The organism is Mycobacterium pinniadriaticum, from assembly GCF_026242045.1.
GTDB lineage: Bacteria > Actinomycetota > Actinomycetes > Mycobacteriales > Mycobacteriaceae > Mycobacterium > Mycobacterium pinniadriaticum.
Genome location: NZ_JAPJDO010000034.1, coordinates 1 through 22,243 on the forward strand (window position 1 = coordinate 1; position 22,243 = coordinate 22,243).

A 22,243-nucleotide genomic window follows, 5' to 3' on the forward strand; every position below is an offset into this window, starting at 1 on the left:
GAAAGCCTTGCCCTGCAGACACATACCTCGAACCCGACCGCAACGATCAATCCGGACATCGACATGCGCGCGCACTGTCCGGAATTACCTGAGAGAGAGTTCCGAGCCTTATGACCGCCGCGTTGATCCCACTCACAGCTGCCGGACCGCTAAGCCATCAGTGGTTTCCTGTCGCGACCTCGTCAGCCATTCAAGGTGCACCAGCCGCTGTGCGTCTGCTGGGTAACGATCTTGTATTGTGGCGCAGCCCGAATGGAACAGCTGTTGTGGCGCCCGATCGGTGTACGCACAGCAAGCGAGCGCTGAGTAAGGGCACGGTCGAGGAAGGACGCCTGGTCTGCCCCAAACACGGTTGGACGTTCGGCGACGAGGGGCGGTGCATATTCAAGCCCTCCGGACTTCCGATCACTGACAACGCCCATCTGCACACTTATCCCTGCACAGAGAGATACGGCTTGATCTGGATATCGCTCGGCAACCCCGACGCCGGCGTCGTCGATCTCGCCTGGGATGACGACAAGCGTTACCGCCGAGTGCACAGTGAGGTGTCGGAATGGCGGGCCAGTCCAATCCAGATCATGGAAATGCTACTAGCAGAGCCTGTTTCACCTGATTCCGAGATCACCGCGGACGTTCCGTTCGTCGTACACAGCATGACGGGGTCGGATGACACAGCAGTACATCGGCGGCTATTGTCGTGCACTCCCGTCGACAGTCGTTCCTCGTTGGTGACGGTCATGGTGTGGACCACCAGCACCGCGGAAGCCGACGACCCAACGATCCTCGATCAGATGGTCAAGGATTTGGAGGGGACCAAGTCCGCCGCCGAAGAACAGGCAAGAACCGCGGCACCACAGGTCACCGGGGCAGTCCCGGGCGACGAGGACGCCGTCACATCTGAGTGGAAGCGCCGGCTGACGGATCTCGGCAGCGGGGGACGCTAACGGGCCGGCACCGGACCTACAGAAGAGCGGCTGCACACTTTCATGCGCAGCCGCTCTTCTGGACCAGTCGACGCTCAGAGATCGAGAACCAACCGTGGTGTACGCGAACGTGATACGCAGACGGTCATGGTGTCGCCGGCCGCCTGTTCTTCCTCGGTGAGCACCGAATCGTGATGGTCGGGAACACCGGCCAGCACGGTCGTCTGGCATGTTCCACAGATGCCTTCCTCGCACGAGAACGGCACCATGACCCCGGCCTCCTCCAGGACCTCGATAATGCTGCAGTCAGCGGGCACGGTGAGGCTGACGCCGGAACGGGCAAGTTCGACCACGAATTCCTCACAGGATCCATCGAGTGCCCCAGCTTTGGGGGCGAAGCGCTCAACGTGCAGGGATATGCCGCGGCTAGCACATGCTTCCTCGACGACAGCGAGCAGCGGCTCGGGTCCGCAGCAGTAGACCCGGACGTCGGTTACGTCGACGAGTTCGTCGACGACGCCGGCGATGTCGAGCAATCCAGTTTCGTCTTGGGGGCGGATGTCGACGCGATCCGGATTCTCGGCCGCCAATTGTTCGGCGAAGGCCATCGTCTTTCTGGTACGACCGCCATAGATGAGACGCCACTCGGCTCCGCGGGCCGCCACCGACCTGATCATCGGCACAATGGGCGTGATCCCGATCCCACCCGCGATGAAGACGTATTCCTGCGCTTCCACCAAATGAAAGTTGTTACGCGGTCCTTTGATCCGGACAGTACTTCCTTCGGAAAGCTGATCGTGCACATGTTTCGAGCCACCCCGACCAGTTTCCTCGCGCAGTACGCAAACCTCGAATTGTGCTGTGTCGGTTAGGTCGCCGCACAGCGAATACTGGCGGACGAGGTCGTTGTCCAGGACCAAGTCGATATGCGCGCCCGGTTTCCAGGAGGGCAGGCTGGCGCCCCCGGCATCGCGGAGCGCAAGCCTGACGACCCCATCGGCCACGACCTCCTTGCGTGCCAGGGTCAGCGTCAGGTCATATTCGGGGCTGGTTGCGGCTGCGCTCACTTCTCTCCTTTGCTTTCAATGCCGAGGTCTCACGAGTATTCGCAATTCTGGTCGTCAACAACCATCGATAGGCGAGGCGAGCTCGTAGTTGTCCTCGCGTGGCAGTGAAGGACTGCCATATGGATATATTATATCTTCGATGTAGGGAACTCCACCCGCAGATGGGCCGGCCGGACCCGAGTTCTGTGTCTCGGCGGCTGCGGCGCGCCGCTGGACAACGCACTGAAAAACCAATGTGCGATACGATATATGCGATAAAGGGCGAAGCCCTTACCCGAAAGTTGGTTTTGCTGACCTGACCCAGCCGACCAGGAAGGCGTCCGAGATGCCCGATTCCCACGACGATATTCCTGGCGCGAATGGCGATGCGCTACTCTTCGGCGCCACACCAGGTAATCGCCGAAACCATCAGAGCCTCAAAGAGATGGCTTCAAACTACATCCGTGAGGGCATAGTGTCGGGACGTTTGGGTCCGGGCGCGAAGGTCGACCAGGATGAGATCGCCGAGGAGTTGGGGATCAGCCGGCTACCTATCCGAGAAGCGCTCATCGAACTCACGGCCAAGGGTTTCGTCGAATCGATTCCGCGCCGCGGCGCGTTCGTGGTGACCCTCACGGTCGAGGACATCGAAGACCACTTCGAAGTGGTCAGTTTGCTGTTCGGATTGACCGCGCGGCGAGCAGCCAAGAGCATCACCAGCGAGCAACTCGCAGGCCTACAGAAGCTGCACACCCAGATCACAACGGCCCGTGACCCGGCGGCGCAACTCGCCCTGACGTACGAGTTCTACCGGGCGATCAATAGGGTTGGGACCTCCGAGCGATTGTTGCTCACGCTTCGCTTCTTGGCATTTGCGCTCCCGAACGATTTCTATTTCAGCAGTCAACGCTGGCCGGCGACCGAGACCGCATATCGGGAGCGTGTTCTCAACGCCCTCGCCGACCGTGATGCGCGAGCCGCCGTCAAGGCAGCGGAGGAACATTTCGGTACTTGCACAAAGGTGACGATCGACGAGTTACGTTCGCGCGGTTACTGGTCCGCGATGAAGGACGAGGCGAAGGCAGTCGGTTAGCGCGGCCCTGGCATCCTGCCGCGCACTCACCACTCGAGTCGTGAAGGTCTGAGAGTTCGAGCCCGCAGTATGGCCGAATGGCGGCCATACTGCGGGCTCGAACAACGGGGAGCTCAGCTCACAGCGTCTGCGGCTTGCGCCGCGAGGCGTTGGATCTCCGTGTACATCAGGCCGAAGGTCTCGACCGCGGTCTTGGCCGCCCAGAGCATCTCGTCCTGAATGTGGGTGTCTGAGCCGTACTTGACGAGCAACTCCAGCTCACCGCCGCCATGGAATTGATCCTTGTAGGCGTGCAGCGCGTTGAACAGCATGTCCTCGCCGGGAATACCGAGCCGCTCGGGCAAGGAGGTCGAGATGGCTGCTTCGGCGGCAGCTTGTTGTTCCGCAGTCATCAACGACATCCGCATCTCGACCGCCGGCTTGGAGTTGATGATCTCCAGCGCCGCGATCGCGGCAAACGAACCCTGCCAGGACAGTGTGCGTGAGAGGTCGTCGAGCGCGAGGACGCAGGTCTGGATGATCGGAGTCGGCGGGGTCGAGGTGACCTCGTCACGCGGGACGCCGCATGCCTCGGCCTCCTCATAGAGAACGTCGACATGGCAGCGGCCGCCGGCGTCCTCGTCACCGACTTCCTCGTCCACGCAGTCCTCGATGAGTTCACGCCGGACGTCCTGGTAGGGGCACCGGGAGGCAACTTCGAGCAGCCAACTCGGGAACCGCCATGCGAAGAAAGAGAAGTACTTCAACGCAGTTCCATGGAACATGCGTGCCTGCGCCTGGTTGTAGCGCTCCGGCACAGCGCCCGGACGATCCATCGACGCCATCGCCGTTGAAACGACCGTCTCGACCAATCGGTCCTGAAACTCCTCAGGCGACCTGTTGCTGGTCCATTCGGGTTCGCGCCGGTCCCGACCGTCGCGGTGCAATCCGGTCATACAACTTCCTCTCTCGTTCTGTCCCGTGGCATCCAGCCGATGCGTGGCACTCACACGCCAGGCTCACACGCCAGGCAGGACATCGGCCTGATTCATAATATAATATCAACATTCGTAGGTGGTCAAGGGTTCCCCGTTTGCCGGGCACCCCCGACGGGTCACAGCAGGGCGACCGCTCCCCCGTTCACAAGCAGCGTCTGGCCGGTGATGTACGCGGCTTCGGATGATGCGAGAAACACGCAAGCACCCGTCAGATCGTCGGGCCCACCGGCCCGGCCTAACGGAATCTGAGCGAGCGCTTGCGGCGGCAGCACGGCAGGCTCCGGCAGCGTCACTCCCGGAGCCACGCAATTGATCCGGATGCCGAGGGGGCCGAACTCCACGGCCAGCACCTTGGTCAGGTGTGAAATCGCCGCCTTCGATGCGGCGTAGTGGGCACCTTGCCCCCGCGTCACGGTGACGCCCGCCTGTGAACCCATATTGACGATTGCCCCGCCCGCGGCTTCCATCAGCGGCAGCGCCGCACGAACGCATAGGAACACACTGCGCAGGTTCACGTTCAGAACCTGGTCCCATTCCTCGACAGTGATCTCCTGGAAGGGTCGCCGGTACCAGATCCCAACGTTGTTGACCAACACGTCAACGCGCCCGTAATCGTCGGCAACCCGCCCGAACAACGTCTCCACCGCGGTCGCATCGGAGACGTCGGTCAGTTCGTATCGAATCCTGGCGTCCGCGTGGACTGGGTGCTCTCGGTCTGCGACCACCACCGACGCACCGTCGGATGCGAAACGCGCGGCGATGGCTGCACCAATATTCCTGGCGCCGCCGGTAACCAGGACAACGCGGTCATCTGTCACAGTGGGCCGACCCAACTGGTCAACGGCGCGTCAGTCGGACCGGAACGTCCTTCAGCGAGTACATGATCATGCTGTTGATCCCGAGCACCGTGTGAGCCGGCTCTGTCATCAGCTCGATCTTTTTCGTGCGCGCCAGCAGTTCTTCGAACATCACTCGGATCTCACGCCGTGCGAGGTGGGCGCCGAGACAGAAATGAGCTCCTTGTCCGCCAAAACCCACGTGCGGGTTCGGGTTTCGGGTTACGTCAAATGAGAACGGACCATCGAATACTGCGGCATCGCGGTTGGCTGACGGGTACCAGAGAGTGACCCGCTCACCTGCCTTGATTTCGGCACCATGCAGGACGACGTCCTTGGTTGCCGTCCGTCGGAAATATGTGACCGGCGAAGCCCAGCGGACGATTTCGTCGACGGCGGTATCCATCGCCGAGGGGTCCGAACGTAGCCGATCCATCTGGTCGGGGTGCTCGAGCAGGGCGAGCAACCCGCTGGCGATTGCGTCGCGGGTGGTCTCGCTACCGGCAATGCACAGCACCATGAAAAAGAGATCGAGCTCGAACTCGTTCAGCTGAGTCTTGGACCCGTCCGGCTGCTCGATTTCAGCCGTGGTGAGTTTGGTCCACACATCGTCCTCGGGCGAGCGTCGCTTGCGGTCGGCGAGTTCGCGAGCGTAGGTGAACATCTGCCCCAACGCGGCCGCCTGCCGCGCCAGCAACTCCTCCTGCGCCAAGCCCAAACTCTCGTTGTGCGCTTCGGTGTTCTCCTGAACCACCCGGAACAGCTCGTCACGATCCGACTCGGGAATACCCAGGATGTCGGCGATCATGTGCATCGGGAGCGGGTAGGCGACCTCCCGGACGAAATTGCATTCCCCCTTCTCCAACGCGCCGTCGATGATCTTGATCGCCCAGGACCGCGCTTGGTTCTCGAGCATCGCGGTCATCCGGGGTGTGAAGCCCTTGTTGACCAAGCGACGCAACCGCGTGTGGTCGGGCGGGTCCATCGTGATCAGCATCAAGCCGCGCGCGTTCTGGTCCCAGTCGGGGATGCTGGGACCCTCAAACGAGCGGAATGTCTCGTGGTCGTTGCTCACTGCCTTCACATCCGCGTGTGAAGACACCACCCAGAACGGGCCCTCGGTACCGGGCCTGCCCGGGTGAAGCCACACCGGAGCCTGTTCGCGCAGAACGCTGAACGTCTCGTGCGGAAATCCGTGTCGGTAGATTTCGAGATCGCTGAGGTCGATCGTCTCAAGGCTCGGTGCTGCAGATTCCACGGTCATATCTCGCTCCCAACCCCCGCGGGGCTGCCAGTTCGTCGTTGTCATTTCTTGGGACCGCCCCGATCTCAGGCAGTATGAGCAGGACGCTCGAGGATTGTCTTCACGTACGGGCCGCTCAGCGGGCCAACGGCGAAATACGATGCCGGCTCATCGGAGACGTTCCGGATTCCGTGTGGGATGCCCGCCGGAACCAGCACGGCCTGGCCCACCGTCAGGCTCCGAGATGGCCCCTCGCCCAGGGTGTATTCGACCTCGCCCTGGATGACGATGTGCAGATGCTCGGTATTCGGGTGAACGTGGTAATCGTTCTCCTGACCGGGGGCGAGGTTCCACATGATCAGACCCAATTCGGTTGTCGCCGAGGTAAGCACCGCGGTCGGCGCTTGCTTGTCGAAGATCTGGTAGGTCGACATATCGAAGTACAGCGACGGCGGGTTGGCAGCGTCCATCGCCGGAGCGAGCTCGTTGATGAACCGCTCGTGGCCAGGTTCGGGGGTGTAATCCATCATTGACACCTTTGTCTTCACTCTCCTCAGCACTTTGGGGTCGAAACGACGGCGGCGGAACCGGGCGTGAAGCCGGCCACTCAGGGAAACCACCGTGATGCGGGCCACTTTGATATGAACAACTATATATCAAGTATCCAGGGGATGGTCGAATTGCGCCGAAGCCGTCCCCACCAAACCCCAACGAGCGTCTAGGTGCGACCCACTCCTCGGTGCGCGCCTCGCGGACGAGGCAACGAGGCGCCCGGTACGCCGCACCATGCGGGCGCGGGGCAACCTTTCGTCCGAGAGGGCCGGTCAATCGAGCAATAGGTATTTGCGTCCGATCTGATATGAGTTACTTTATATTTCTTGCTCGTCCAGAGATTCTGCGGCCCTGTGTGCGGTAGACCACGAGCATTGGAGCCCAGGGCCGACAGACGAACGCTTTGGCGTGGCCTTATCTACGAAAGCGCAGGTTAGTGATGGCACGTGGGGACCGCACGGAATGGGACTACATCATCGTGGGCGGCGGTTCGGCCGGCTGCGTTCTCGCCAATCGGCTGTCGGCAGTCACCGCCAATCGCGTGCTCTTGCTCGAAGCCGGTGGGTGGGATCGCAGCCCGATGATCCGTATCCCGGCCGGGCTCGCTCGGATGCCGCGGCGCTTCGACTGGGAATACATCGGTGCTCCCGACCCGTCGCGTAACCATCGGTCCGATACCTGGGCAGCCGGAAAGGTGCTGGGCGGCGGCTCCTCGATCAACATGATGATGTGGGTGCGCGGCGATCGGTCCGATTTCGACGGATGGCGGGACCGTGGCTGTCCGGGATGGGGCTACGAAGACGTACTGCCGTACTTCGAGCGGGCAGAGACCTTCGCCGGCGGACCAAGCCCCTGCCGGGGCGACAGCGGTCCGATCGGAGTCACCCGGGTGGCAACACGTCTGGAGGTCGTCGACGATTTCATCGCGGCCGCCCAGGAGGCCGGTCACACCATGAACGTCGATTACAACGGCGAGCGCCAACAGGGCGTCTCCGTCGGACAGGTTTCTCAGCGAAAAGGGTTGCGGAGTAACACGGCTCGCGGCTATCTGGCGCCGGCGCGCCGCCGCCCGAATCTCACCATCCGGACCGGTGCGGTAGTCACCCGTCTGCTCTTCGACGGCAGTCGTGCCGTGGGCGTCGAGTACCGCCACGCGGGTACCGAGCATCGAGCAGGTGCGTCGGCGGAGGTGATCATCAGCGCGGGATCGCTGGTAACGCCCAAGCTGCTGATGCTCTCGGGCATCGGCCCAACCGAGCATCTGCGCGAGCACGGCATCGATGTGCGAGTGGATTTACCGACCGTGGGTACGAACCTCCAGGAGCATGCGTACGCCATGCTGAGATACCGCACCACCGCCGGCACTCTGCGCGAGGAGCTTTCGCCGCTGCGGGCAGTCAAACATGCTCTGGACTTCGTGGTGCGCCGAAAAGGAGCGATCACAATGGCCGGCGGTGCCGCCGTGGTGTTCTCGCAGTTATCCGGTCAGTATCCCACCGAGTCGGAGCTCATCCTGATGCCGGCGGGCATGGGCTGGGATACCGAAGGAGACGAGCCGGTGCACAGCATCCACGACGTCAAAATCTTGCCACACCGCTTCATGCTGTACCCGAGCTTTGTGCACCCCACGGGCCGCGGCACGGTGCGACTCGCGTCCACCGACCCCGAAGCCACCCCGCTGATCGAGCATGAGCTGGTCAGCAGCCCCGACATGACGGCGCTGATCGCGGCCTGCCGCCAAGCCCGGGAGATCATGCAGACATCGGTGATGAAAGCCAGGCACGTCGTCGAGGAACTGCCGGGCGACACTGTGCAGACCGACGAAGAATGGACAAAGTTTCTGCGCGGAAACGCTTTTCGACCTTTCCACCCAGTGGGAACCTGTCGGATGGGATCCGATGACAATGCCGTGGTGGATCCCGATCTGCGGGTTCGCGGGGTCGATGGATTACGTGTCGTCGACGCGTCGGTGTTTCCGACCGTCACCAGCGGAAACACGAATGCGCCGGTGATCATGGTCGCCGAACGCGCTGCGGACCTCATCCTGAACACGCCGGCGCAGCCCACCAAGGACCTGAGCGCTCAGGCGCCATGACGGCAGCTTGGCGCTCGGCCATAAGCGCTGCACACTGCTGGCTGGGCTGCACCGGCGGCTCACTTGCGGTTAGACGCGACTTCCAGTCGTGCCTAGCCGCCGTAATGGTTTGGCAGGAAACCGAATACAGCGTTCTCAACGGACGTACCGTCGGATTCTGCCGACGTCCACGCGGCGGTCCTTGCCTGACGTCCGATGCAGACGACTGGTCTACTACGGTCAGCGGCGAACTCGCACGCTCAGATGAGAAACGCCAGCGGAGGAATCTCCTTCTGAGAGTTGACCAGTCGGACCTCTTTGCGCCATAGTTCCAGCCCACCACCGGCCGGCCTTACCGCGACGGTGTGCAGCGTCGTACCGGCCCACAACACATCCCTGCCGGGCCGCGACTCGACGCAGACGAATTTCGACCGTGCCACAACCGAGCCGTCCTCGCCCTCGCGGGTCGTGATGCGGCTCATGACCCGGCAGAGCTGCGAGGGCGGGTTCTGGGCATGCGCGGATCCACTGGTGAGTCGTTGGATCCGTTGGCACAGCTGTCCGTAGCCGTCGCGGATGAGCGCCACCCGCAGACTCCCCTCTTCGTCGTCTCCGTACGGCACAAAGTACAAGGCGCGGTCGGGGTTCCAGAGTTCCAGCCATTCCTGCACGCGGTGCGTGTCGGCGAGGTCGGCCTCGTGCTCAACGAAGTCGATCACGTCCTGGGTCGACACCAAAGTGTTGATGGTGGTCATTGACTTCCTCCTGTATCAGGTGGCAACGCGCGGTCAGAGCTGTTCACGGGACATCAGCCTCAAGTACTCTCGCCACATCCCTCGCATGCCGGTCTCGTCCGTCACGTGAGCACGACGGGTTCCGTTCTCCAACTGCTCTTCTCGGCGCATTCCGCGCGTGAGAAGAATCCACTCGTCGGGCGTCTCGTTGATCGCGCGCTGGCACTGCGCGAACACTTCGAGATCGTCGGACATCACGAAACCAGCAGGGCCATAGGCTGTTTCGTGCCGGGTGAGGCGCTGCCGATTGATCGCATCCGGAGCCCCGTCGAACAGTGTCGGATGCTGATAGAGATGAGAGGTGGTCTCCGAGACCGGCTCGAGGCGCCGCATATCCTGCTGGATGACGAACAGGTTCGGAAAGATGAATAGTGTCGGAGGTCCTTCCGACAGCAACGTGGCAGCCCGGTCCGCACCGATTCGAGCCTCGAGGTCACGAACGTACTGCCGTTCCGAGTCGTCGTCGGCGCTGGCGCTGGCGCTGCGCAACACCATCCCCTGGACCTGTTCTTCGGCCCGGAAGTCCAGGTAGCTGTGGCCGTTGCCGAGCGCCCACACAACGCCTTTGGAGCCCTCTCTCGAGATGGCGCGGGCGATCTTCCGCGCGGCGTCGGTCATGTAGGCCGACACATGGACGAAGTTGTTGTGGTAGTTGTCCGATGAGTTCTCGGCGTACATCTTCCAGTTGCAGTCCAGCCGAATCCGGTTGTAACCGGCGTCAAGCCGTAGGCGGCCGGTCGGGCTGAGGTCCAGGTACCTGTCGAGCACCTCGCGGGCATTGCCGAGATGTTCTTCGAGACCAGGACCTTCGGGGGCATAGGAGATGAAGATCAGCCCGCGGTAGATCGACACCCGGGCAGGGGGCTGCATCCCGTGCCGGCTCTTGTCGAAGTCAGGGCCATAGCTCTGCTGGTATGGCACACCGACCAGTTCCCCGCTGTTTCGGTAGGACCAGCCGTGGTAGTCGCACTGGAACACCTGGGTATTCCCGCACGACTCATAGCAGACCAAATTCCCGCGGTGCATGCACCTGTTGACGATGACCGCGACCTCGCCGTCGGTGGTCCGGCTGATGATGAGTGGAACGGTGCCCACTGTCCGGGTGAGGTAGTCGCCGGGCTCGGGCACCTCGCTCTCGTGTCCCGCATACAGCCACGACTTCTTCCAGATCCGCTCGATCTCGTCACGGTGGACGTCCGGGTCGACGTACACCCGGCCCAGAATTTTGCCCTCGTCGGGTCGCACCCAATCCCTGACGCGGTCGGTAGAATCCGACACTCCGATATCGGCTATGGACATTTCAATCTCCTTGAAGTTTCTGTCATTGCTCGCAGTGCTCAGGTATCCGAAAGAGCGCTAGCCCCGGATCGCAACCCGCTGGAAGCCTTCGGCGACCGCCTGGTGGTGTGCGGACTCCACAGGTCGATGGCCCCAGAGGCTGCCGCCGCCGACGCCGCCCTGGGCCTGTTCGACCCACTCGGCGGCATCGACACGACGGCCGCCGTAGCCGTACTCGACCTGCAGGCCACTGGGCGAGGCCATGTAGAAGGACGTCATCAGGTCGTTGAAGTGGCGCCCCAGGGTGGCCGTCTGGACGGCCGCCCCGGACTCGACCCTGTCCAGACAACGTCCGACGTCGTCTATCGAGTCGACTTCGACCATCACGTGGTGGACATGGTTCTCGCCGTGTCCGTCGATCAGCGCGATCGTGTGGTGGCGGGGATTGGGACTGCAGAACGTCGCCCGGATGGCGAGATCGATCGTCTCCCGCACACCGAACCCCAAGACGCCGGTGTAGAAGTCCACCGTTTCCTCGTAGTTGGCGACGGCCGCGGTGACGTGACCCATTCCCTGGTCACCGGTGACGAAACGGACGCCGAGCGGTGACACGAAGTGATCGATCGGATCCGCCATCGGCCGCAGGGCGAACTCGACTACGGCACCCGAAGGGTCGTGAACCCGGCACATCTCGCTCACCCCGCGGTGGTGTGCCTCCTGGCGAGGGGCGCTGTGGATCTGCACCCCGGCCTTGTCGAGCCGGACGTGCAGGTCTTCCCATGCAGGAAGACCCGCAACATCCCAGCCGACCGCCGCCAGGGAGTCGGGACCGCTGGTCAGGATGAGCCGCGCCATCCGATCATCCATCCGATAGGCACGCGAGCCCTCGGGAAGCGGCAACGCCGACGGCATCATCCCGAGGAGATTGCCGGCGAAATCGCACCACCCGTCGACGTTTTCGGTCTGCACGACCAGGTACGCCACACCGGATATCGGCGACTCCCGCATCATCACAGATCCCACCTCCCAGGCATCCTCAGGCGCCGCTCGATGTCACACGTCGGTGTAGCCGGCGGCCTGGACGCGCTCGTCGAGGTCAGGCTTGATCTTGGTCATGAAAGCTTCGAGATTCTCGATCATCCTGTCCGCCGGCATCTGCGGATAGTGGAAGATCAGTACGCAGTACTCGGCCGGGAGCTCATCCCACTGCTGGGCGAAGTCCTGCCGAACCTCGTCCACGGTGCCGGCGCTCCAAAGACCCGCGGCGAGCACGCTTCCGACCGGGTCGGCGGGATCGTACGGCATAGCCGGCGTCAACAACCGGTACAGGTTCTTGTAGATCTCCACGTCGTAGTCCGCGACCGCCTGCAGGGCCTCCTCACGGGTGTTTCCGATCTGCATCCAGCGGACCAGGGCCTGGTTCTGCCCGTAGGCGAAGTTCTTGCCCGCCTCGGCTGCGCGCTCGACGTAGCTGCGACCGAACTTGGCAGCCTTGGTGATGCTGGAGAAATACGTCGGGTTGAACCCGTGTTGGCCGCAGTAGTCGACGGTCTCCTTGGATGCGGTGCTGGCCACGAAGACCGGAGGGTATGGCTTGGTGTAGGGCGCTGGGCACACACTGACTCCATGGACGCGACCATCGGGCCCGATCTCGCCGGGCGCGCCCAGCCGGGCGGTGGCCGGCGCCATCCCCCAGTCGATACCCTCGTCGTAGGGGAAGGGCACCTTCCAATGCGGAGTGTCGTACGAAATGCAGTCCTTGGTCCAGGCGTCGACGACCATGTCCATCTGTTCTTCGAACACACCCCGGTTGACCTGGTCGGCCGCTGTCTGCTGACGAAACTGTTCGCCGGTGTACTCGGCACGCCGTTCATCAGTGTAGCCCTGCGGAGAGAGCGTGGCCTCGACTCCCATGTGTTGGCCGAACACGTTCGTCCAGCGTGACTGGTAGCCGCGGGAGAAGCCGGCGAAGCAGCGGCCCTTGGTGATGTGGTCCAACAACGCGATGTCCTCGGCGACCCGGAACGGGTTCTGCGCGCTCATCGTGTAGCCGAGCTGGCCGACCCGCACCCGCTTGGTCAGGTTGGCCAGATGGATACCGATGGCGGTGGGGTTGGGCCCGACTTCGTAACCCTCCGAATGGAAGTGGTGCTCGATGGAGGCGATGCCCCAGAGCCCGAGGTCGTCGGCCGCCTGGGCGACCTGCGGCAGGGTGTCGATGAACTCCTGGAACCGTTCGTTGTTCCGACCGAGGGGGCGCAGCTCCTCGCGCTCCTGTTCGCTCTCGGCCCGAAGCGTCGGGTACAGCTGCAGAATGACTTTGACCATCTCTTACCGTCCTATCTAGGGATGTGGCAGCGCCGGTACAGCGGGACGCATGCCACCCCGAATGTCGGCCGGGGCCGTTACCCGCGGCGTTACGGCCTTCTCGGCCCTCGACGGGCTGATGGATCCGATGGCGATCGGACAGGAGGGAACCGCGAGTCGGCGGTGCCAGCTCCGCCCGGCAGAGCTCCGAGTGGCGCGGACCTGCCCCGCATCCGACCGGCGCTCAACCACGTTTGCCTCCATTGACAACCGCCCGATTCGCAAATTATATCAAGTATCTGACTCTGGAGTAGGCAACCTCGGCGCTCGCTATACGGAGCCCGCGCCCGGGCCGGCATTGCGCCGGCGCTTTCCTTTCGCGGAACAATGCACCGTCTTCTCGCTCCGGCGGCGCGATTTGGACCGCGACCGTCGCGATACCGGCGTGGGGAACCCGCCGATTTCCGCGGCGGGGCCAGGGCGAATCATGGACAAGCTTTAATCGGATATTGTATATTTCATTGCTCTGAGGCTCATGCGGGCCCCGACAGACCACTGACAACCCGAAGTCAAGGCGGAGACATTGAGCCACACGGCAACCGAGCCATCGGGCAGGTCTTGCCCGCAGGTCGACACCTACGACCCTGCTGACGAAAACGAGATCACCTATCCGTTCGCCACCTGGGCCGCCGCCCGGCATGAGACGCCGGTCTTCTTCGCCCCCGTCCTCAACACCTATGTGGTGATGCGCTACGACGACATCAACGCGGTGCTCACCGACCCGGAGACGTTCTCCAGCGGGGTCATGCTCAAACCGCTCAAGGAGCGCCCCCCGGAGGTCGATGAAATCCTGGCCACGGGTTTCGACCCGAGCAGGCTCGGCGCCATCGTGATGCTCGACCCTCCCATGCACACCAAGATCCGGCGCGCCACGATCCCGGCCTTCTCCCCCCGCCGGGTGGCCGCACTCCAGGACGAAGTGCACTCCACCGCAGACGAACTCATCGACGCGATGATCGCGGCGGGCCCCGGTGCCGACTTCGTCGACGCCTTCGCCTATCCGCTGCCCCTGCGCACCATCGCCCGGATACTCGGGGTGCCTGTCGAAGACGCGGTGCAACTCCACGAATGGGCCGCGGCCAAGATGGCCCTCCAATACGGAGACATGCCGCTGGACGAGCACATGGAGGTAGCCCGGAAGTTCGTGGACTTCCAGCGCTACATCCTGGAGCGCATCCAGGAGAAACGAGCGAATCCGCAGGAAGACTTCATCTCCACGCTCATCGCGTTCGAGGATGACGGCGAGCCACTCGAGGACGTGGTGCTTGTCGGCCAAGTCATGGGGCTGGTCAACGCGGGACATGAAACCGTCACGACGATGCTCACCATGGGCCTGCGTCAGCTGCTTCGTGACCGGTCACTCTGGGACGAGTTGGTGGCGGACCCCGAGTTGGCCGGCCCCGTGGTAGAGGAATCGCTGCGGTTCGACGGCCCGATGAAGATGTTGTCGCGGGAAGCCATGCGCGACACCGAGATCGGAGGCGTCGCCATTCCCGCCGGCGCACGTGTGGGCCTCGTCGTCGGTTCGGCGAACCGCGACGAGGAGGCGTTCTCCGCTCCGGACCGGTTTGACATCCACGCCCAGCGAAAGGGACACCCCCACTTCGCCTTCGGTCGGGGCATCCACCTCTGCGCCGGTGCGCCCCTGGCTCGCCTCGAAGGCCGGATCGCCTTCGAGCGCCTGTCGGCCCGCCTGCCGTCGCTTCGGCTCAGGGAGGGTGAGCAACTCCAGTTCGCCCGCAACACGGCGGTTCGCATTCCCTTGGCGCTGCACGTCGGGTGGGATCAGTGACCCAGACCTTCGGCTCGCTTTCGGGAGCCGTCATCGTCGTGACCGGTGGAGCGTCGGGAATCGGCCTCGCCGTCGCCGCGGCCGCCTGCTCGGCCGGGGCGTCGGGCTTGATGCTGGCCGACCGCAGCCGAACCGCCCTCGACGACGCGAGTCGCACCCTGGCCACTTCTGAGACCAAGGTGGCCACTCAGCAGGTCGACGTCACCGACCCCGCGGCAGTCGAGGAGCTGGTCAGCAGGACTCTGAGCACCTTCGGCCGGGTCGACGGACTGGTCACCTCCGCCGGTGTCGAGCAATCGGTGCCCGCCCTGGAACTCAGCGACGACGCCTTCGACGCCGTCGTCGGGGTCAACCTCAAGGGCACGTTCTCGTGCGCCCGGGGTTTCGCCCCGACCATGATCGAAACCGGCGGCGGGTCCATCGTCACAATCGGCTCCGCGCTGGCGTTCAGTGGCCGAGCCAACGGAGCGCATTACTCCGCCTCCAAAGGCGGGGTGGTAGCGCTGACCAAAAGCCTGGCACTGGAGTGGGGCCCGTCCGCGATCCGGGTGAACAGCGTTGCACCGGGCGTCATCGACACTCCGCTGGCCAGCCGGGTGCCCGCCGAGTACCGCGCGGCCTACGTGAGCCGAACGCCACTGGGCCGGATCGGTACACCAGAGGACGTCGCCGCCGTCGCGCGTTTCCTGCTCAGCGCGGATTCGGGCTATGTGACCGGACAGACCGTCGTGGTCAACGGCGGTTTCCTGATGCCCTCATGAGCCGCTGGAGCGTGAGCTGATGGGACTGGAACAGCTGGACCGGCTTCAAGCCGCCTGGACACCGTCGCAGGACGCCTTCGCGGCCTCGCCGGTCGGCCGGATGGCGGCTCGGCATGGCCTGGACGACATGGCAGCCCTGCAGGCGAAGATCGCGGGCGACCCGAACTGGTACTGGGCGGCGGCCGCCGAGGATCTCGGCATCCGCTGGATGCGGCCCTACGAGCAGATCGTCGACCTCTCGAACGGACCCGCCTACGCTCGCTTCTTCGCCGGCGGGCGACTGAATTGGGCCGACTGCGCGGTCGACCGCTGGGTCGAGGAAGGGCGGAGCGACGCCACCGCGATCGTGTGGGAGGGCGACGACGGCTCGACCCGGGAACTGTCCTACGCAGACCTCAAGGAAGCCGTGGATCGCGCAGCCGGTGCGCTGCTGCGACTCGGGATCCAGGTCGGCGACACGGTCGCGCTCCTGCTTCCGATGATTCCCGAGGCCGCTGTGTCGCTTCTGGCGATCGCCCGGATCGGGGCCATCGCGGTCCCGATGTTCAGCGGCTACGGCCCGGAGGCGATCCGGGAGCGGGTCCGCGAGGCCGGTGCCCGAGTGGTGATCACCTCCGACGCGTTTCGGCGGCGCGGCAAGACGGTACCGCTCAAAGCAACTCTCGACGAGGCGGTGGCTGACCTGCCCATCCGCCACGTTCTCGTCGTCGAGCGCACCGGTGAGTCCGTCCCGATGCGCCAACCACGCGACATCGGCTGGCAAACGGCACTTTCCGAAGCCAGCCCGGTCGCTACGGCGTTATCGATGGATTCCCAGGATCCGTGTCTGCTGCTGTTCACATCGGGTAGCACCGGGCGACCCAAGGGGTGCGTGCACACTCACGTCGGGCTGCCCTACAAAGTCGCCATCGAGGCCCGGCACGGGTTGGGGCTCGACGAGACGGGGACGCTGCTGTGGCTCACCGACATGGGCTGGGTCATGGGCAGCTACGTGGTGGCCACCGCATTGCTCAACGGCGGCACCGCGGCGATGTTCGAGGGCGCACCGGACTGGCCGGCGCCCGACCGGTTGTGGTCGGTCGCTTCGCGGCTGGGGGTCACGGTTCTCGGGGTGTCCCCCACCCTCATCCGCTCCCTCATGCGCCACGGCGAGAAGTGGCCCCGAGACCACGATCTCGGTCAGCTGCGGGCAATCGCGGCCACCGGTGAGCCGTGGAACCTCGAGCCGTGGATGTGGTGCTTCCGACACGTGGGCAAGGAACGCGTTCCGGTCGTGAACGTCTCCGGTGGCACCGAGTGCGGCGGGTCGCTGTTGTCCGGTTGCGTGATGCTGCCGGTCAAGCCGATGTCGTTCACCGGTCCGACACTGGGCATGGCGACCGATGTCGTCGACGAGGACGGCAGGTCGGTGCGCGGCGAGGTCGGCGAACTGGTGGTCCGCGCTCCCTGGCCGGGTATGACCAAGGGGTTGTGGCGCGAGCCGGAACGGTACCTCGACTCGTACTGGCGCCGTTACGAAGGGATGTGGCACCAAGGCGATTTCGCCTACATCGATCCCGACGGGTTCTGGTATGTGCTCGGCCGCTCCGATGACACCATGAACATCGCCGGCAAACGCGTCGGGCCCGCCGAGGTCGAGTCGATCATGGTCGATGACGACGACGTGATCGAGGCCGCGGCAGTGGGTGTGCCCGACCCGATGAAGGGCGAAGCGATGGTGGTGTTCCTGGTGCTGCGGGATGATGCCGATCTGCAAGCCACCACGGCGCGTTTGGCCGGGCGAGCCCGGGCCGTGCTCGGACCCGCCCTGGTGCCCAAGGCGATGGAAGCCGTTGCAGAGCTACCGAAGACACGAAGCGGCAAGGTGTTGCGCCGCCTCGCCCGCGCCGTCTACCTCGGCCAGCCTGTCGGTGACACCAGCTCCCTGGAGAACCCGGGCTCGCTGAACAACTTCCCGACCGCGTCGGTCGCCGAAACGGTCACCACGACCGTCACGAACAGTTAGGAGGCGACGGCATGGCGATTGCCACCGTCAATCCGGCCACGGGTGAGTTGGTCGAGTCGTACGAACCGTACGACGAGTCCCGTTGCAGCACTGTGCTCGAGGCTGCTTCCCGAGCCCAGCGTGACTGGGCCGCACAAGATCTGGGCATGCGCGCCGACCGCCTGCAGGGCTTGGCAAAGGAGCTGCGGGCGCGTCAGGACGAGTACGCCGCACTGATCACCCTCGAGATGGGCAAGCCCATCTCGCAGGCGCTTGCCGAAGTGGAGAAGTGTGCAGCCTGTGTCGACCACTACGTGGAGTGCGGCGAGGCGTATCTGCGACCGACCACCGTCGAGATGGGCGTCCGGTTCAGCGGGGTGCGGTACCTGCCGCTGGGCGTAGTGCTCGGTGTGATGCCCTGGAACTACCCGTTCTGGCAGGCGTTGCGCTTCGCGATTCCGACGCTCCTGGCCGGTAACGGAGTCGTGCTCAAGCACGCGTCCAACGTTCCGGGTTCGGCCCTTGCGCTCGAGCAACTCGCGCTTGCGGCCGGCCTGCCCGAGGGTCTGTTCGGCACCGTGTTGGTGGAGGGGGGCGCGGTCATCCCCCTCATCCACGACGACCGCATCGCTGCGGTGTCGCTGACCGGTTCGGAGTCCGTCGGGCGTCGTATCGGCGCTGAGGCGGGTGCCGCGCTCAAGCCCGCCGTGCTCGAGCTTGGTGGATCAGACCCGTTCATCGTTCTCGCCGACGCCGACATGGCGGCGGCCGCGCAGGCGGCCGCCACCGCACGAACCCTCAACAACGGCCAGAGCTGTATCGCCGCCAAGCGCTTCCTCGTCGATAGCTCGGTGTACGACGACTTCATCGACGCGACCCGAGCGGCTTTGGCCGCGTTGAAGTTCGGCGATCCGACGGATCCCGAGACCCAGCTCGGTCCGATGGCCCGCAGCGACCTCCGCGACGAGCTGCATGGCCAGGTCATCGACACCGTCGCCGGCGGTGCCCGCCTGGTGGCCGGCGGGACACCTCCGTCGGGACCCGGCGCGTTCTATCCGGCGACGCTGCTCATCGACGCCGGCCCGGGGATGGTCGGCTTCGACGAGGAACTGTTCGGCCCCGCCGGGGTGGTCGCCCGCGCCAACGGTGAGGACGCCCTCATCGAGCTGGCAAACTGCTCGCGCTACGGGCTCGGGTCGAGCATCTGGAGCGGGGACCCCCAGCGGGCGCTGCAGCTCGGCGAACGCGTTTGCAGTGGCATGGTTTTCGTGAACGACTACGTGCGAAGCGACCCGCGGATCCCGTTCGGGGGTGTCAAGGCCTCGGGCTACGGACGCGAATTGGGACACCATGGGATACACGAATTCGTCAACGCCCAAACGGTTTACGCGAGGTAGTCGGAGCAGCGATGGATCTGTCATCAGCCCGACCCCTGCCGACGATGATCCGGCAGAAGGTGGTTCCCCCGGGCCTGCCCGCCACGGCGATCGCCCGGCCGCGGCTCGATGAGCTGTATACCTGGCTGCTCGAAGAGCACGACGCACTGGCGGTATTCGCCACGGCCGGCTCAGGCAAGACCATCCAGGCGCAGTTGTTTGCGGCTCGCGAACAGTGGCCACTGGCATGGCTGACCCTAGACGAAGCCGATGGGTCCGCCTCCCGGATGCTGTCCTACCTCGCCAGGGCGCTGCGACCGTATGTCCCGGGAATCGAGGCGGTACTCGAGTCGGCATTCGCCACCGAACCAACACCCGAGGTGGTCGCCGCGTTGCTCGCCGAGGCCATCGAGTCCCAACGTCTGCTGATCGTGATCGACCAGTGTGAGGTGATCGCTGATTCCGTGACCAGCTGTTCGGTGCTCGAGTCATTCCTGTACTGCCTGCCGGGTGGCGTACGCGTGCTGCTGCTGAGCCGGCAAGAGATGAAATTCTCGCTCGGGCGGCTGCTACTGCACGGTCGCATCGGCCGCATCAGCGATGATGACCTCGCCGTCACGGCCGACGAAGCCCAATTGTTTCTGACTGCTCGTGACGATACGACCGAGGTCAGCGCGTGCCTGGAGCGGACCAACGGGTGGTTCGCCGCCGTTGCCTTCGGCGCGGCTCCCCAACCGGGCGGACACGACCTTGCCCGAGATTTCAGCTCCTACATCGCCGCGGAGGTGTTCGACGTCCTGCCCCCTGATGAACGCCAGTTCCTCTTGGACACGTCGATCCTGGATACGGTGTCTGTTGATGACGCGATCGCCCTGTGCGGCAACGGCGCCCGCGCGCAATGGCATACAGTGCGAATGCGCCATCTGCCGGCCACTTCGTCGACGAACGACATCATCGTCTATCACCCCTGCTTCCGGAGCTTTCTGCGCGAACACCTCGAGCTGACCGATCCCGAACGTCTCAGCCGGCTGCGATGTGTGCACGCAGAATTACTCTGCAGGGCAGCGCATTACGAGGATGCTACCGAGCTGCTCCTCGAGATCGGACACCCCGACGAAGCCATCTCGGCAGTCGAGTCGGCGTGCAGGCAACTGATCGACCGATCCGACTGGACAACGGTGTTGCGGTGGACAGATGCGCTGGGGGCCGAGAGAACACGCCGGAGCCCTGTGCTGCTGGGCGCCCTGATCCCGGCCTTGCGTAGTGCTCGCCGACTCGAGGAGGCACGAACGCTCATCCGCGAGCTTCATGCCGACGGCCGGCTGGCGGACGTGCTGGCCACCGACGGCCGGCTGATCACACATGTGGCGTGGACGATGCTCTGGCGGCCCCAGGAAGGGTTGGATCTCCTCGATCGCTACGACACTGCCGGAAACGCCGCCGGCGCCCGGTACATGCTCGAGGTGACCACCAGCGCAGAACCGGTCGAGCCGGTTCGCGGGAGCGGCTGGAACGAAGTGGATCGGCTCGTGAGTTGGGGGCTGATGGTCCAGGGCAGGCTCGACGATCTGGTGGCGATGCTGCCGACGGAGGACCGGTGGCCACCACGAACGCCGTACACCACGCCGCATCCGCTGCTCGGCCTGGTCTGGCGCGGGGAGCTCGACCGAGCGAAAGAGCTCTTCGACCAGGTACCCGAAGAGTTCAAGCGCCATATCCACACCGATCTGTGGTACTACCTGGAAGCGTGGCTGCTGTTGGCCCGCGACGACCCCCAGGGCGCGCTCGTGGCAGCAGAGCAGGCGATTGCGCACAGTCGCCGAACGCATTTCGGCTTCGAGCCGGTGTTCCAGATCGTCTATGCCGAGGCGCTGCTCTCGCTCGGCCGCACCGACGATGCCGTCGCAGTACTCACCGATTCCATCGAGACGAGTCGGTTCAGGGGGTTGCGCGCCTACGAAGAGTGGGGTCAGACGCTGCTCGGCCATGCCCTGCTGTTGAAGAGCGAAGACACGGAGGCCGCGGCGCTGCTCACGTCGTGCGTGGACGCGATGTCCGGGGCCAACAGGTTGCTCTTGCTGCCGGCCGCAACAATTTTTCTCGCCGAGGCGCATCGGCGGCTCGGCCGACCCGAGACATCCCTCGAGATCGCCGATCACGCCTATCAAATAGCCAAGTTGATGGGTTCGTTCTTCGGCCTCAAGCGAGCTCTCGATCGAGTTCCCGACTTACGGGCGCAACTGCTGCGCCAGGGCGACTCCAAATGGCGTCGCGTTACCAACGGTCCGAATCTAATCGTCAAGAATCGCAACCCCGACTCGAACGACGGAACGCTCGTCCTGATTCAGCCGTTCGGAGCGGCGCCCGACATTCACGTGAACGGCCGGCCCGTGGGCATCCGTCGGCTGAAAATGCTCGAACTGGCGAGTTTTCTCGCCGCCCGGCCCAGCGGCGTGGCCCGAGACGACATCATCATGCAGCTCTTCCCCGACAGCGACCGAAACCACGCGAGCAACCACTTCCGGCAGGTAGTGCACCAGCTTCGGAAGACAGCCGGCCTGACCCTGCAACGGTTACCCGCATCGCGTATCGCGTGGTCGGACTCCCTGTCGGTGGACAGCGCCGATCGCCAGTTCGAACGCGCGCTGAACGAGGCACCCGAGCTCGCGGGTGAGGCTCGTCTGTCTCGCCTGCGAGAAGCCCTCGACCAGGTTGTCGGGCCGTACCTGCTAAGCAGCGACCTCGAGTGGGTCAGCGACCGCCGCTTCGAACTCGACGTCATGGCCGAAGATGCTGAGCTCGAAACCGCACGTCTGGCGCTCGATCTCGACGACCTCGACTGTGCGAGGCGCTTTGCCGAACGCGTCCTGGTCCGTGATGTCTACTCGGAGGCGGCCTATCGCGTGTTGATCGCGGTCGACACAGCCATCGGAGCCGAGACGAGCGCGCTGGCCACCTACCGGCGCGCGGTGGCGGCGCTTCGGGAGATCGGCCTCGCGCCAAGCGAGGCAACCGCGCGGCTGCTTCGCAGGCCACCGGATCAGCCCGCGCGTCCAGCCACGCCGTCGAGTCGGCGGGTCAGCGTCCGGTAACGGGGGGCGTAACGGTTCGCGGCCACGGTCGTTCAATGAAAGACATCTCACGAAG

At 64.4% G+C, this 22,243-nt stretch carries 17 protein-coding genes and 1 pseudogene; 9 read left to right on the plus strand and 9 right to left on the minus strand.

Annotated features, from left to right (window positions below; genetic code table 11):
- Positions 1-110: 110 nt before the first annotated feature.
- Positions 111-383 (plus strand): annotated as a pseudogene (locus ORI27_RS33210) (Rieske 2Fe-2S domain-containing protein); the annotation flags it as partial.
- A 72-nt stretch (positions 384-455) separates the two neighbouring features.
- Entirely contained in the window at positions 456-944 is a 489-nt protein-coding gene (locus tag ORI27_RS26010) for a hypothetical protein (protein ID WP_265999972.1), read from the plus strand.
- Between the two features lie 74 nt (positions 945-1,018).
- Here ORI27_RS26010 and ORI27_RS26015 read toward each other — a convergent pair whose 3' ends face one another.
- On the minus strand, positions 1,019-1,990 hold the full coding sequence (locus ORI27_RS26015; protein WP_265999974.1) for a PDR/VanB family oxidoreductase: 972 nt from the start codon (positions 1,988-1,990) through the stop codon (positions 1,019-1,021).
- A 235-nt stretch (positions 1,991-2,225) separates the two neighbouring features.
- Here ORI27_RS26015 and ORI27_RS26020 point away from each other — a divergent pair, with 235 nt between their 5' ends.
- Positions 2,226-3,062 carry a GntR family transcriptional regulator gene (locus tag ORI27_RS26020; RefSeq protein ID WP_265999976.1) on the plus strand — a complete coding sequence of 279 codons (837 nt, stop codon included), beginning with the start codon at positions 2,226-2,228 and terminating at the stop codon, positions 3,060-3,062.
- 113 nt (positions 3,063-3,175) lie between these two features.
- Here the strand turns inward: ORI27_RS26020 and ORI27_RS26025 are convergent, their stop codons facing one another.
- The 4 genes from ORI27_RS26025 to ORI27_RS26040 form a co-directional block, all read right to left on the minus strand.
- A complete protein-coding gene (locus tag ORI27_RS26025; protein ID WP_265999977.1) occupies positions 3,176-3,997 on the minus strand; it encodes an iron-containing redox enzyme family protein in 822 nt (273 codons plus the stop codon).
- Between the two features lie 158 nt (positions 3,998-4,155).
- Positions 4,156-4,857 carry an SDR family NAD(P)-dependent oxidoreductase gene (locus ORI27_RS26030; protein ID WP_265999978.1) on the minus strand — a complete coding sequence of 234 codons (702 nt, stop codon included), beginning with the start codon at positions 4,855-4,857 and terminating at the stop codon, positions 4,156-4,158.
- Between the two features lie 19 nt (positions 4,858-4,876).
- Positions 4,877-6,139, minus strand: a complete 1,263-nt coding sequence (locus ORI27_RS26035; protein WP_265999979.1) for a cytochrome P450 — start codon at positions 6,137-6,139, stop codon at positions 4,877-4,879.
- A 65-nt stretch (positions 6,140-6,204) separates the two neighbouring features.
- Entirely contained in the window at positions 6,205-6,645 is a 441-nt protein-coding gene (locus tag ORI27_RS26040) for a cupin domain-containing protein (RefSeq protein ID WP_265999980.1), read from the minus strand.
- Between the two features lie 464 nt (positions 6,646-7,109).
- Here ORI27_RS26040 and ORI27_RS26045 point away from each other — a divergent pair, with 464 nt between their 5' ends.
- On the plus strand, positions 7,110-8,765 hold the full coding sequence (locus ORI27_RS26045) for a GMC family oxidoreductase (RefSeq protein WP_265999981.1): 1,656 nt from the start codon (positions 7,110-7,112) through the stop codon (positions 8,763-8,765).
- A gap of 239 nt (positions 8,766-9,004) precedes the next feature.
- Here the strand turns inward: ORI27_RS26045 and ORI27_RS26050 are convergent, their stop codons facing one another.
- From ORI27_RS26050 to ORI27_RS26065, 4 genes are read right to left on the minus strand one after another with little or no spacing between them, the layout of a single operon-like run.
- Complete coding sequence (locus tag ORI27_RS26050) at positions 9,005-9,499, minus strand: aromatic-ring-hydroxylating dioxygenase subunit beta (protein WP_265999982.1); 495 nt, start codon at positions 9,497-9,499, stop codon at positions 9,005-9,007.
- 33 nt (positions 9,500-9,532) lie between these two features.
- Entirely contained in the window at positions 9,533-10,837 is a 1,305-nt protein-coding gene (locus ORI27_RS26055; protein WP_265999983.1) for an aromatic ring-hydroxylating oxygenase subunit alpha, read from the minus strand.
- A 57-nt stretch (positions 10,838-10,894) separates the two neighbouring features.
- Positions 10,895-11,839 (minus strand): VOC family protein, encoded by a 945-nt coding sequence (locus tag ORI27_RS26060; RefSeq protein ID WP_265999984.1) that lies wholly within the window; start codon positions 11,837-11,839, stop codon positions 10,895-10,897.
- 30 nt (positions 11,840-11,869) lie between these two features.
- The gene (locus ORI27_RS26065) at positions 11,870-13,144 is read right to left on the minus strand and encodes an LLM class flavin-dependent oxidoreductase (protein WP_265999985.1); all 1,275 of its coding nucleotides are present in this window, start codon (positions 13,142-13,144) and stop codon (positions 11,870-11,872) included.
- 562 nt (positions 13,145-13,706) lie between these two features.
- On the opposite strand from ORI27_RS26065, the gene ORI27_RS26070 reads away from it, so the two are divergent.
- The 5 genes from ORI27_RS26070 to ORI27_RS26090 are packed head-to-tail and all read left to right on the plus strand — an operon-like array spanning position 13,707 to position 22,188.
- On the plus strand, positions 13,707-14,975 hold the full coding sequence (locus ORI27_RS26070) for a cytochrome P450 (RefSeq protein WP_265999987.1): 1,269 nt from the start codon (positions 13,707-13,709) through the stop codon (positions 14,973-14,975).
- Complete coding sequence (locus ORI27_RS26075) at positions 14,972-15,736, plus strand: SDR family NAD(P)-dependent oxidoreductase (RefSeq protein ID WP_265999988.1); 765 nt, start codon at positions 14,972-14,974, stop codon at positions 15,734-15,736. The genes ORI27_RS26070 and ORI27_RS26075 overlap by 4 nt, the downstream gene beginning before the upstream one ends.
- A 19-nt stretch (positions 15,737-15,755) precedes the next feature.
- The gene (locus ORI27_RS26080; protein WP_265999990.1) at positions 15,756-17,741 is read left to right on the plus strand and encodes an AMP-binding protein; all 1,986 of its coding nucleotides are present in this window, start codon (positions 15,756-15,758) and stop codon (positions 17,739-17,741) included.
- Positions 17,742-17,752: 11 nt separating this feature from the next.
- Entirely contained in the window at positions 17,753-19,117 is a 1,365-nt protein-coding gene (locus tag ORI27_RS26085; protein ID WP_265999991.1) for an NAD-dependent succinate-semialdehyde dehydrogenase, read from the plus strand.
- An 11-nt stretch (positions 19,118-19,128) separates the two neighbouring features.
- Entirely contained in the window at positions 19,129-22,188 is a 3,060-nt protein-coding gene (locus ORI27_RS26090) for a hypothetical protein (RefSeq protein ID WP_265999992.1), read from the plus strand.
- Positions 22,189-22,243: the final 55 nt, after the last annotated feature.